A 12,643-nucleotide genomic window follows, 5' to 3' on the forward strand; every position below is an offset into this window, starting at 1 on the left:
CCGCCAGGCCGGGCTTGACATCCGGACCACAGCCCCCACAATCCCCCAAACCACGGGGATGACCCCCACCACAACACAACAACATCAGTAGCACGCACCTTGAAAACTCAACAGTGGAACCAAAGACGAGCCCGAACAAGGACGACGAAACCAAGCACCCTCAAGAAGCACGAACACAAGTCCGCAACCCATCAACAAGAGAAGCCGGATCAAGATCACGCCCAATGAAGACAACCTTGCTACCCCGGTAATCCCGCCCCCAAGGCTCAGCGGGACGAAGCTCGAAGATCCGATGAATCCCCTGAAGCACAAACCGCCGAGAATCCTCCCGAACAGCGAGAACGCCCTTCAAGCGGTACAGATCGTCCCCGTGCTCATCGGTGAGCCGACCGAGCCACGCCCGCAGTGCACCCTCGTCGAGATCCCCGTCGACAGCGCTGTCGAGCTCGATCCCGACGGAGCTCACAGCAGGATCGTGGAAGTGCTCCTGCTCGTCGAGCCAAGCAGGATGCACGATCCGGCTGAACGCACCGACGCCGAGGATGTCGGTGAGGTCGACCTTGGAGTAGTTGGACGTGATGATCTCGGCAGTGGCGTTGATCCCGCGAAGGCGTTCGCGGAGCGCGGCGAGTTCGGGCTCGGTGACGAGGTCGATCTTGTTGAGCAGGAGCCGATCGGCGAAGGCGATCTGGTCCACGGCCTGGTGGCCGACTCCGGCGCCATCCAGGTGCTGGCCGATGTGCTTGGAGTCGACCAGCGTCACGATCGCGTCCAGCGCGAAGTGCTCGCTGATCTCCTCATCGATGTAGAAGGTCTGGGCGACCGGGTTCGGGTCGGCCAGACCGGTCGTCTCGATCAGCACCCGGTCGATCTTGTCCTTTCGCTCGATCAGCTTCCGCAGGATGTCGATCAGGTCCGTCCGGGCCGTGCAGCAGATGCAGCAGCCGTTGGACATCTCGAAGAACTGCTCGTCCGAGCGCAGCACCAGCGCGTCATCGATCGGGATCTCGCCGAACTCGTTCTCGATGACCGCGATGCGGTGCCCGTGCTCGGCGGTGAGGATGTGCTTGACCAGCGTCGTCTTTCCAGCGCCGAGGAAGCCGGTCAGCACGGTCACGGGAATCTTGCTCATCGTCGTCCTCCATCGGTGCCCAGCAGGCGGCGGGCGTCGTTGCGTGCGGTTGCCGAGACCACGATCCGGTCGCCGGCGAAGTCGGGGCCGCGCGTCGCGTCGAGCCCCATCCGGGACGTGGTGCCACCGGGATCCGACGAAGGATCCAGCGGTGATCCCGGAAGTCCGTCCACCACGAACAGGTCGCGGTGCGGTTGGAAGTGCGTGGCCAGCGCCCACAGCACTTCGGCGTCAGACGTGATGTCCACGTCGGCGTCCACGGCGACGGCCGTCTTCACGTACGGGTCCCAGCCGAGCAGGCCGAGCAGCACCTGGCGGGCCTGGCCCGGCCGGGATTCGCGCAACGCCACGTAGCAGTGGAAGTGGGTGCCGGACGTCGGGTAGTGCACGGCGGTGACGTCGGGAAAGCGGTCCTTGAGCTTCTCCGCCAGCTCCGACTCCCGCGGTACCCGCGCGAGGTTCAGGTGGTCCGCGGTGTTCCCACCCGCGACGTCCACCAGCAGCGCGTCCTCGCGTCGCAGAACCGTCTCGACCCGCAGCACGTTGTTGGTGGACCGGTGCGACGAGTACCCCGAGAACTCGCCGAACGGGCCCTCCTCGGCGTGGCGTCGCGGGTTGATGGTGCCCTCCAGCACGTACTCCGCCCACGCCGGTACACCGATCCCGTGCCGTGGAGTGCGCACCACGTCCAGCGGTTCGCCGAACAGTCCGCCCGCTACGGCGCGCTCGTCCACATCCGCGGGGACGCGGGCGGAGGCCGCCAGCATGAACAGCGGGTGCCCGCCGATGACCACCGCCACCGGCATCGGCTCGTCTCGTTCGGCGTACTTCGCCAACAGGCGCCACAGGTCGCCGCGCGAGTGCAGGCTCGTCGCCAGCTCAGCGGGGGAGTGCACCATCGAACGGTGGTAGCTCATGTTCCCGACCTTGGTGTCGGGATCCTCGGCCACCACGATGCCGCTGGTCATGTAGGGCGCCCGGTCGGAGGCGAAGTGCTGGAACATCGGAACGGTCGCCAGGTCCACCTCGGCGTCCTCGACGAGCGGCGAGGAGTCGACGACGCGCGGGGTGATCAGCCGCGAAGCCCGGGACTGGTACACCTCGTGCAGTTGCCCGGGCTCGGCGTCGAAGAACCGGGCGATCCGGCGGCGGGAGGCGAAGACATTGGTCACCACCGGTGCTGCGACACCGTCGACCTCGTTGCACACCAGCATCTCGTCCCGGCCGCGTGCGGTCAGCTCGTAGATCAGCCCCGTCACACCCTCTACGGCGGACACCGGCTCGTCCACCACGACGACGTCCTCCGGGTGCGCGTGCCGGTACTCGGCGAAGAAGACGTGCGCGTCCTGGCGCGGGGAAGGGGTCACCGGACTGCTCCTTGCTCTCGACGGGGGCCTTGCCAGCGCGGGAAGAGATCGTGGTCGATGCCGAACTGGTCCAGGACCTTGCCGGTGAGGTGCGCCAGCAGGTCGTCGACCGACTCGGGCCGGTGGTAGAAGGCGGGCACCGGGGGCAGCACCACCGCCCCGGCTTCGGTCACCGCCGTCATGTTGCGCAGGTGCACCAGGCTCAGCGGTGTTTCGCGGGTGACCAGCACCAGGCGTCGGCGCTCCTTCAGGCACACGTCGGCGGCGCGGGTCAGCAAGTCGTCGCTGTAGCCGTGCGCGATCCCGGCGAGCGTCTTCATCGAGCACGGCACCACGACCATCCCCGCGGTGCGGAACGAGCCCGAGGCGATGCTGCCCGCGATGTCACCGCGCTGGTGGCAGACGTCGGCCAGGGCGGCCACGTCGGCGGGCCGGAGACCGGTCTCCAGCTCGATGGTGCGGTGCGCGGCGCGGGACATCACGAGGTGCGTCTCGACCTCGTCGATCCGCCGCAGCGCGGTCAGCAGGTGGATGGCGAGGTGCGGCGCGCTGGCCCCGGTCACGCCCACCACGAGTCGGTCACGCATCCGGCCGCCTCCGCAGGTGGAACAGGGCGTTGAGGGCCACCGCCAGGACTGTTCCGGTCGCCACGCCGCTGTCCAGGAAGACCTGCGCGACGAAGGGCAGTTGGTGGTAGAAGTCGGGTGCGCCGGTGGGCACCAGCCCGACGCCGAGCGCGACCATCACGACCACGAGGTTGCCGGCCCGGCTGAAGTCCACTTCGGACAGCAACTCGATGCCGGAGACGGTCAGGGCGGCGAAGGTGACCACCGCGACCGCACCGATCACCGGCTGCGGGATCGCCGCGACCAGTCGGCCGATCGGCTGCACCACGCCCAGCACCACCAGGATCACGCCGCCGACCGCGACCGGGTAGCGGCTGCGGACCTTGGTCAGCGCGATCAGCCCGATGTTCTGCCCGAAGGTGGTGTAGGCGAAGCCGCTGAAGATCCCGCTGAGCGCGGTCAGCAGGCCGTCCACGCGCAGCAGGCGGCTGATCTCGGCGGGCCCGACCTTCCGGCCCACCACCTGACCGACTGCCAGCCCCTGGCCGGATGCCTCCACGGTGAGCACCAGCACGACGATGAGGAACAGCAGGATCGACGGGATGTCGAACTGCACCAACCCGTAGTGGAACGGCGCGGGAACGTCCAGCACCGGGCCCGAGCCGACGTCGGCCAGGTCGCCCATGCCGGCGATCCAGCCGACGACGGCGCCCACGACGAGTGCGAGCAGCAGCGCGAGCTGACCCAGCAGCCCGCGCAGGAACCGGGAGAACACCACGACCAGCAGCAGGGTGAACCCGGCGATCAGCAGGTTGCCCGGTGCGGCGTAGTCGGGGGCGCTCGGATCCTTCCCGGCGATCAACCGGAGCCCCACCGGGATCAGCGTCAGGCCGATCAGCGTGATCACGGTCCCGGTCACCACGGCCGGGAACAACCGCAGCAGGCTGCCGAACAGCGGTGCCAGCAGGATCCACAGCACCCCGCCGACCAGCAGTGAGCCGTACACGGTGGGCAGTCCCTTCGACTGGCCGATGAGGATCATCGGCACTATCCCGTTCGACGCCGCGCCGACCACCAGCGGCATCCGGATGCCGAACTTCCACAGCCCCAGCGACTGCAGGATCGTGCCGATGCCCGCCAGCACGAGGTCGATGCAGACCAGAGTGGCGATCTCGTCCTGGCCGAGCCCGAGGGCGGAGCCGACCACCATCGGCACCACGACCGCGCCCGCGTACATCACCAGCACGTGCTGCAGGCCCAGCATAATCGTGTGGCCCCAGGGCAGCCGGTCGTCCACTCCGACGTCCGATGTGGACGGGGTTTCGCGCACCATCTCGCCCACCTCTCAGGAAGTTCGCCGGTTGAGCACCAGGTTCAGCAGGAAGGCGGCGATGCCACCGGCCGCGATCCCGGAGGACAGCACCGGTTGCAGGACACCGGGCAGGTTCGCGTAGAACTCAGGGGCGCCCACCGGCAGCAGGCCGAAGCCGAAGGAGATGGCCACGATCAGGATGTTGCGCGGATTCCCCAGGTCCGCCTGGGCCATGATCTTCACGCCGATCGCGCCGACGGTGCCGAACATGACCACTCCGACCCCGCCCAGCACCGGGCCGGGCAGCGAGGCGACCACGGCGCCGAGCTTGGGCAGCAGGCCGATCACGACCAGCAGCGCCCCGGCGGTGGCGACCACGTAGCGGCTGAGCACGCGGGTCATGCTCACCAGGCCGACGTTCTCGCCGAAGGTCACGATGGTGAACGAGTTGAACACCCCGGCGAACGCGGTTCCGACCCCGTCGGCGCGCAGCGCCCGGGACAGGTCGTCGCGGCCGACGTCGCGCCCGGCGATCTGCCCGATGGCCAGGGTGTCCCCGGTGGACTCCACCATGTTCACCAGCTGGATGATGATCATCGGCAGGATCGCGGCGATGGTGAACTCGGGCAGCCCGAACGCGAACGGGTGCACCGCGCCGAACCAGGACGCCTCGTCCACCGAGGAGAAGTCGGCCAGACCGAGCGGCAGCGCCAGGAGCGTGCCCAGCACCAGCGCGATCAGGATCGCGAAGCGCGCGACGGCGACCGGGGCGAAGGCCTCCAGCAGCACCACCAGCAGGATCGTGCCCAGCGCCATCAGCAGGCGGGTGGGCGAGGCGAAGTCGGCGGCGGTGGGGTCGGTGCCCGCGATGAGCTTCGAAGTCGAGGGCAGCAGGGAGAAGCCGATGATGGCGATGATGGTGCCGGTGACGATGGGCGGGAAGAACCGCATCAGCCGGCTGAACCACGGGGCGACGATCCAGGTGAGCAGCCCGGCGACGATCGTCGCGCCGAACACCGCGGGCAGTCCGCCGTCCTTGCCGACCAGGATGGCGGGGGTGATCCCGGTGAACGTCGAGCCCATCACGATCGGCAGCCGGGCTCCGATGTTGAGCACGCCGAGCGCCTGCAGCAGCGTTGCGATCCCGCTGACCAGCACGTTCGCCGACACGAGCAGGGCGATCTGCTCGGTGGGCAGTCCGATGCCGAGTCCGATCAGCAGCGGCACGGTGGCCATGCCGGAGTAGGCGACCAGCACGTGCTGCAGGCCGAGCGGCAGCAGCTGGCGCAGCGGTGGGACGGTGTCGACGGCGTCTGGCGGGGCGGTGCTGCGAGGTCTGGGGCGTAATCGCATGGCTCCTCCTCGGGCCTTAGCGCAGCAGGTGTGTCATGCCGGCGCGGTGCAGCAGGAGTTCGGCCCGTTCCCGGGCTTCGGCGACGGCGGATGCTTCATCGACGCGCAGGCAGCGGCCGTCGCGCTGGACGATCTCGCCGTCGACGACGGTGACGACGACATCCGAGCCGCGCGCGGCGTAGACCAGCGTGCTCACGACGTCGTGGAGCGGTTGCAGGTGCGGTCGGTCGAGGTCGACGACGATCAGGTCGGCGAGTCGGCCGGCTTCCAGCACACCGGCGTCGATCCCGGCGCAGCGCGCGCCGTCGCGGGTGGCCAGGTCGAGCGCGTCCTGCGCGCGCATCGCCGTCGGGTCGAGGGTGACCGACCGCTGGGCGAGGACGGACTGCTTCATGCACTCGAACAGGTCCTGCCGGTGCCCGCAGCTCGGCCCGTCGGTGCCCAGGCCGACTGCGACACCGCGTTCGCGCAGCTCGGCCAGTGCCAACGTGCCCGATGCCAGGTAGGCGTTGGACGTCGGGTTGTGCACGACGCGCGCGTCGGCCTCGGCGACCTGCTCGACTTCGGTCTCGTCGAGCCAGATCGCGTGTGCGAGGGTGGCCCGCTGGTCGAGCAGCCCGGCTTCGGCGAGCCACTGCACCGGTCGTGACCGGTAGGCGTCGAGGTAGCTCTGGGGGTCGCTGCGCCCTTCGCAGCAGTGCGCGTGCCAGCTGGTGCCGAGTTCCCTCGCGAGTTCGATGCTGCGACGCACTAGGTCCTGGTCAACGTAGGTGAGGTTCAGCGGTGCGGGCCAGACCTCGACCCGCGACCCGGGCGGGCGGTGCTGCACGGCTTCGCGGGTGATGGCGAGTTCGTCCGCGGTGGAGTACCGGAACAGCTCTTCGGGCTGGCCGCGCTGCGCGGCGATTTCGGTGCGGGGGCCGACGATTCCGCGGGCGATCGCACCGCGCAGCCCGGTTCGTTCGACGACGTCGGCCACCGCGAGAGTGGTTTCCAGGTCGGTCGGTGCGTAGTGGTTGTCCACCACGGTCGTCGTCCCGTGCCGCAGCGCTTCGGCCGCGGCGAGTCGCGCCGCCGCGACGGCATCCGCGCCTTGCACCGCGATGGAGTAGGGCCACATGAAGTCGCACAACCACGGGACGATGGACAGTCCTTCGCCCAAACCCCGGGCCAGCGCTTGGTAGAGGTGGTTGTGCCCGTCGACGAGCCCGGGCAGCACGGCCTTCCCGGTGCAGTCGAGCACCGTTTCGCCCTGCCAGTCGGCCATTTCGGCTTGCGGGCCGACGGCGCTGATCCGGTTCCCGGTGACGGCGACCGTTCCCGGGCGGTGGATGGTGCGGTGGTCGTCGACGGTCAGCACCGTCGCGTCGGTGAGCAGCAGGTCGCAGAGCTTCTCGTGCACGGCGGGCATGCACGCCTCACTTCCCTGGGCCGACGGCGGCCCGATCGGTGCGGAGGGATTCGGATCGCCGAACGGAGGCCCACGACGGGGAGGTCACCGGCGAGTGCGATGTGGATAACATGTAAAGCGCGTCGGACCTGTCGTGTCAACCGGTGAACAGCGCTGAACCGGTTCGCCCGGACTGCTTTTACCCGCTGGAAATGCAGAGATGCACGAAATTACATGCAACTTGTTGACAGCGGCCGCGGACCGGTGTTGCACTCGATCGCGCCGCGGTTCGAGCGCGGCGACCCGAAGGTGCGGTGATTCGCGGCCGGGGTGCGTGCAAACGATTGGAGAGATCCCGTTGATCATCGACACGCATGTGCACCCGACGAACCTGGTGGACGAGGCATGGCGGCACACCGGTGAGCCGTTCACCGGCGAGCGCACCCTCAAGATGATGGACGGTCCGATGTGGATCAACGGCAAGCCGCGCCGGGTCGACATCAGCTGCATCATGCCGCCGCCGGGCAACACCTCCTGGCGGGACGGCAACCGCGGTGGCCGCGAGGGCATCCGGGACTACCAGGCCTACGTGACCTCGCTGGTGCAGCGCTACCCGGACCGGTTCGTCGGCAACTTCATCTACAACCCGCGGTTCGGCCCCGACAACGGCGCCAAGGAGCTGGAGTTCCACGTCAAGGAGCACGGCTACAAGATGCTCAAGCTGCACGCCAACATGCACGCCTACCGGCCGGACCGGGCGCTGGACTGGTTGCGGCCGGTGATGCGGGTGTGCGACGAGCTGGGCGTGATCGTGCTGATCCACACCGGTGACGGGCCGTACTCCATCCCGACCCAGTTCTACCCGATCATCCGCGAGTTCCCCGGCGTCACGTTCATCCTGGGACACTTCGGGATCCAGACCGGCGGGGTGTACTGCTTCGAGGCGTTCTGGATGATCCAGGACTCGCACAACGTGATCGGCGAGTCCGGCTGGCTGCTGCAGTCGCGGATCGTGGAGTTCGCCAAGGAGATGAAGAAGACCAAGATGGTCTACGGCACCGACTCGCCGCCCAACGAACCGGGCATGTGGGCGCGCGAGCTGGAGGTGCTCTGCCACGAGCCGCCGCAGGGGCTGAACCTGTCCGAGGACGACCTGGAGGGCTACCTCGGCAACAACATGGCGCACCTGCTGGGCCTGCAGCCGACCCCGCCGCCGAAGGACCGGGCGGAAGCGGAGGCCTACCTGCGCGGCGAGATCACGCAGGCCTCGGCGACGAACTCGCACGCCGACGCCTACGCCGGCTACACGCCCGATTCCTGGGCCGAGGAGCTGGACCCGGCGAGCTGATCACCGGCCGAGACGGCGGCGTTCGGTGGTGCGGGCGGTGGCCTGGCCCAGGCGGATGCGCAGCCGGGCGATGTGGCGGCGGGCGGCGGCTTCGGCCATCTCGGGGTCGCCGCTGGCCATCGCGTCCACCACCGCCCGGTGCTCGTCGAGCGCCAGCCGCGGTGCGTCGTCGCTGCGCCACAGCGAGTGGAGGGCGAAGTGGGCGCGTCCGGTGATCGGTTCCAGGGTGGCGAGCAGGTGCGGGTTGTCGGCGAATTCCCGCACCGCGCGGTGGAACCGCATGTCGAGTTCGATGTGCGCGGCGTTGTCGGCGTCGGCGGCCAGCGCCTGCTCGTGCTCGTCGAGGATCGCGCGGAGCTGCTCCAGCCCGTCGGCGTCGAGGTTCTCGGTGGCCAGCCGGGCGGCCAGGCCTTCGAGCAGCTCGCGCACCACGTAGAGCTGGCGGAGGTCCTCGATGTCGACCCGGCTGACCTCGGCGCCGCGGTGCGGCACGTGGGTGGCCAGTCCGTCGTGGATCAGGCGCTGCACCGCCTCGCGCACCGGGCTCCGGCTCACGTCGAGCTGGCGGGCGAGTTCGGGCACGCTCAGCCCGGTGCCGGGCGGCAGGGTGCCGTCCAGGACGGCGCTCTTGAGCGCGGCGTAGGTGCGGTCGGCCAGCAGGCCTTCGCCGGTCAACGGGGTCAGGTGACGGGGTGCCGGGGACATCGCGGTACCTCACTCCTGGGTGGGGGATTCGGCAGCAATATTACATGTAATCCAGCTGCTAGTAGGGAGCAGGCATGCGCGAGGAGTCCGTCCACCGCACGATCAGCACCGAGCGCGCCGGGGCGGTGGGGCGCAGCGCGCCCCGCCCGGACGGCACGCTGAAGGTCACCGGCCAGTTCGCCTACTCGTCGGACCTGTGGGTGTCCGGCACCGTGTGGGGGACCACGCTGCGCAGCCCGCACGCCGCGGCGCGCATCCGGTCCATCGACGTGCGGAAGGCGTTGGCGCTGGACGGGGTGCACGCGGTGCTCACGCACGAAGACGTGCCCGGCGCGAAGACCTACGGGATGAAGGTGGCGGACCAGCCGGTGCTGGCCGTCGACGAGGTCCGCTACCAGGGCGAACCAGTGGCGCTGGTGGCGGCCGACGACCCGCGGACCGCCAAGCGCGCGGCGGCGCTGGTCCAGGTCGACTACGAGCTGCTGGAGCCGGTGACCGACGCCGAGCGTGCCCTGGAGGAGACAACCAGGCGGGTGCACCCGGACGGGAACCTGGTCCGCCACGTCAAGATCCGCCACGGCGACGTCGCCGCCGCGCGGGCGCGCGCCGACGTCGTGGTCAGCGGCGAGTACGAGGTGGGCATGCAGGACCAGGCGTTCCTGGGCCCGGAGTCCGGGTTGGCGCTGCCCACCGAGGACGGTGGCGTTGAGCTGCACGTGTCCTCGCAGTGGCTGCACAAGGATCTGGAGCAGATCGCGCCGTGCCTCGGGCTGCCCGCCGAGAAGGTGCGCCTGACGCTGGCCGGGGTCGGTGGCGCGTTCGGTGGTCGCGAGGACCTCTCGGTGCACGTCCACGCGTGCATGCTGGCGCTGCGGCTGGGCAAGCCGGTGAAGATGGTCTACGACCGCGAGGAGTCGTTCTTCGGCCACGTGCACCGCCACCCGGCGAAGATGCGCTTCGAGCACGGCGCGACGCGGGACGGGAAGTTGGTGCACGTCAAGGCGGAACTGGTGATGGACGGCGGCGCCTACACCTCCACCTCGCCGGTGGTCATCGCCAACGCCTGCTACTTCGTCGCCGGCGCCTACGAGGTGCCCAATGCCGAGATCGATGGTTTCGCCGTGTTCAGCAACAACCCGCCGTGCGGCGCGATGCGCGGTTTCGGCGCGGTGCAGTCCACCTACGGATGCGAGTCCAACATGGACAAGCTGGCTCGCGAGCTGGGCATGGACCCGCTGGAACTGCGGATGCGCAACGCGATGACGACCGGGACGGTGCTCCCGACGGGCCAGGCGGTGGACGGTCCGGCGCCGGTGGCCGAGTTGCTGGCGGATCTGCGCGACCGCCCGCTGCCGCCACCCGGCTCGGAGCTGCTGCCGGGCGGGCTGGCGAACACCTCGCACGGCGAAGGCATCCGCCGAGGCGTCGGCTACGCGATCGGGGTGAAGGCGATCGGCTACTCCGGAGGCGTCGACGACATCTCCACCGCGCGGGTGGTGGTGTCGGCCGCCGGCGGCGAACCGGTGGTGTCGGTGCACACCGCTGCGGCCGAGTGCGGCCAGGGGATCACCACGGTGCAGTGCCAGATCGCCAGCACGGAGCTCGGCCTGTCGCGAGTGGTGGTGCTACCGGCGGACACCGCGATCGGAGACGCGGGATCGGCTTCCGCCTCCCGGCTGACCTGGATGTCCGGTGGCGCGGTGCAGGGCGCGTGCCGACTGGTCGCGCAGGAGCTGCTTCGGCGCGCGGCCGCGTGCACCGGGCATCCGGCAACGGTCCTGGCGCTGCGCGACGACCACGTCGTCGACGCCACCGGCACGGCCTTGGTCCTGATCGCGGATCTCGTCGATTCCGGCGATGTGGAGCGGGTTTTCGAGTTCCACCACCGGCCGACGTCGGCCGTCGACCCGGAGACGGGCCAGGGCGACGCGCACATCGCCTACGCCTTCGCCGCCCACCGCGCGGTGGTCGACGTCGACGTGGACCTCGGACTGGTGAAGGTGGTCGAGCTGGCCACCGCGCAGGACGTCGGCAAGGCGATGAACCCGCTGTCGGTCGCCGGCCAGATCGAGGGCGGCAGCGCGCAGGGCCTCGGCCTGGCCCTGATGGAGGAGATCCTGATCGACGAGCACGGCCGCATCCGCAACCCGTCGTTCACCGACTACCTGATCCCGACCATCCTGGACGTGCCGAGCATGCCGATCTCGCTGTTCGAGTTCCCGCACCCGGATTCGCCGTACGGCCTGAACGGCGTCGGCGAACCACCGACGTTGTCGTCGACCCCGGCGATCGTCAACGCCCTGCGCGCCGCCACCGGACTGGAGCTGGCCAGGGTCCCGGTGCGGCCGCAGGACATCGCGCTGGCCTAGCACAGGCCGCGGCGGGCGAGCTCGGGGTGCACGCCCTCTCCGAACCAGTACGCCTCCTCCAGGTGCGGATAGCCGGAGAGCACGAACTCCTCGATGCCGACCGAGTGGTACTCCTCGATCAGATCGGCGACTTCGCGATGGCTGCCGACGAACGCGGTGCCCGCCCCGCCGCGCAGCAGGCCGACACCGGCCCACAAGCCGGGGTGGACTTCGAGCTCGCGGGCACCGCCGCGCAGCGCTCCGCCGTGCAGGGCGACCATGTTCCGCTGGCCGGTCGACTCGCTGGCGTTGAGCTTGGCCTGGGAGGCGGCGACGTCGGCCGGGTCCATCTGGTCGAGGAAGCGTTGTGCGGTGGCCCAGGCGTCCTCGCTGGTGTCCCGCGTGATGACGTGCGCGCGCAGCCCGAACCGCAGCGCGCGCCCTTCCTCGGTGGCCAGTTCGCGCAGCAGCTTCACCTTCCGCGCCACGGCGTCCGGTGGCTCGCCCCAGGTCAGGTGCACGTCCGCGCGTCGTGCGGCGACGGGCAGCGCGGCTTCCGAGGACCCGCCGAAGTACAGCTGCGGTCGCGGGTCGGGAGCTTCGAAGGCCGTGGCGCCGCGGACCTGGTAGTGCCGACCGTCGAAGTCGAACGGCTCGCCGCTGAAGATCCCGCGCAGCACGGCCAGGAATTCGTCGGTGCGCTCGTACCGCTGGTCGTGGTCGAGCCAGTCGCCGTAGCGCTGCTGCTCGGTGGATTCGCCACCGGTGACGATGTTGAGCAGCAGCCGCCCGCCCGACACCCGCTGGTAGGTGGTGGCCAGCTGGGCCGCCAGCGTCGGCGTCAGCGACCCGGGGCGGAAGGCCACCAGGAACTTGATCCGCTGGGTCCGGGCGAGCAGCGCGGCGGTGGTGATCCAGGCGTCCTGGCACCAGCTGCCGGTGGGGGTGAGCATGCCGGTGAACCCGAGGTGCTCGGCGGCCTGCGCGACTTGAGCCAGGTAGTCGATGTCCGGGCGGCGTGGTGTGCCGGCTCCCTCCGGGGTGGCGTGCGGACGGTCCACGATGGACCGGCCGTCGCCGTGGGTGGGCAGGAACCAGTGGGTGGTGACGGTCATGCGGGTC

At 69.8% G+C, this 12,643-nt stretch carries 10 protein-coding genes; 2 read left to right on the plus strand and 8 right to left on the minus strand.

What is annotated here, in order from left to right:
• Window positions 1-160: 160 nt before the first annotated feature.
• From ATL45_RS29295 to ATL45_RS29320, 6 genes are read right to left on the minus strand one after another with little or no spacing between them, the layout of a single operon-like run.
• Window positions 161-1,132: a CobW family GTP-binding protein gene (locus ATL45_RS29295; protein WP_093146241.1), complete on the minus strand. Its 972-nt coding sequence runs from the start codon at window positions 1,130-1,132 to the stop codon at window positions 161-163.
• Entirely contained in the window at window positions 1,129-2,499 is a 1,371-nt protein-coding gene (locus tag ATL45_RS29300) for a UbiD family decarboxylase (protein ID WP_093146242.1), read from the minus strand. The genes ATL45_RS29295 and ATL45_RS29300 overlap by 4 nt, the downstream gene beginning before the upstream one ends.
• Complete coding sequence (locus ATL45_RS29305) at window positions 2,496-3,086, minus strand: UbiX family flavin prenyltransferase (RefSeq protein WP_093146243.1); 591 nt, start codon at window positions 3,084-3,086, stop codon at window positions 2,496-2,498. The genes ATL45_RS29300 and ATL45_RS29305 overlap by 4 nt, the downstream gene beginning before the upstream one ends.
• Window positions 3,079-4,398 carry a nucleobase:cation symporter-2 family protein gene (locus tag ATL45_RS29310; RefSeq protein ID WP_093146244.1) on the minus strand — a complete coding sequence of 440 codons (1,320 nt, stop codon included), beginning with the start codon at window positions 4,396-4,398 and terminating at the stop codon, window positions 3,079-3,081. The genes ATL45_RS29305 and ATL45_RS29310 overlap by 8 nt, the downstream gene beginning before the upstream one ends.
• A gap of 12 nt (window positions 4,399-4,410) precedes the next feature.
• Window positions 4,411-5,730, minus strand: coding sequence for a nucleobase:cation symporter-2 family protein (locus tag ATL45_RS29315; RefSeq protein WP_093146245.1), 1,320 nt, complete (start codon window positions 5,728-5,730; stop codon window positions 4,411-4,413).
• A 16-nt stretch (window positions 5,731-5,746) separates the two neighbouring features.
• Entirely contained in the window at window positions 5,747-7,141 is a 1,395-nt protein-coding gene (locus ATL45_RS29320) for an amidohydrolase (protein ID WP_093146246.1), read from the minus strand.
• 337 nt (window positions 7,142-7,478) lie between these two features.
• On the opposite strand from ATL45_RS29320, the gene ATL45_RS29325 reads away from it, so the two are divergent.
• Window positions 7,479-8,468, plus strand: a complete 990-nt coding sequence (locus ATL45_RS29325; protein WP_093146247.1) for an amidohydrolase family protein — start codon at window positions 7,479-7,481, stop codon at window positions 8,466-8,468.
• Here ATL45_RS29325 and ATL45_RS29330 read toward each other — a convergent pair whose 3' ends face one another.
• A complete protein-coding gene (locus ATL45_RS29330; RefSeq protein ID WP_093146248.1) occupies window positions 8,469-9,173 on the minus strand; it encodes a GntR family transcriptional regulator in 705 nt (234 codons plus the stop codon).
• Window positions 9,174-9,247: 74 nt separating this feature from the next.
• Between ATL45_RS29330 and pucD the strand changes: the two genes are divergently transcribed.
• Window positions 9,248-11,542, plus strand: a complete 2,295-nt coding sequence (gene pucD, locus ATL45_RS29335) for a xanthine dehydrogenase subunit D (protein WP_093146249.1) — start codon at window positions 9,248-9,250, stop codon at window positions 11,540-11,542.
• On the opposite strand, the gene ATL45_RS29340 is transcribed toward pucD, so the two are convergent.
• Window positions 11,539-12,636, minus strand: a complete 1,098-nt coding sequence (locus tag ATL45_RS29340) for an LLM class flavin-dependent oxidoreductase (protein ID WP_093146250.1) — start codon at window positions 12,634-12,636, stop codon at window positions 11,539-11,541. The genes pucD and ATL45_RS29340 overlap by 4 nt on opposite strands.
• Between the last annotated feature and the right edge of the window lie 7 nt (window positions 12,637-12,643).

This window comes from Saccharopolyspora antimicrobica, assembly GCF_003635025.1.
GTDB lineage: Bacteria > Actinomycetota > Actinomycetes > Mycobacteriales > Pseudonocardiaceae > Saccharopolyspora > Saccharopolyspora antimicrobica.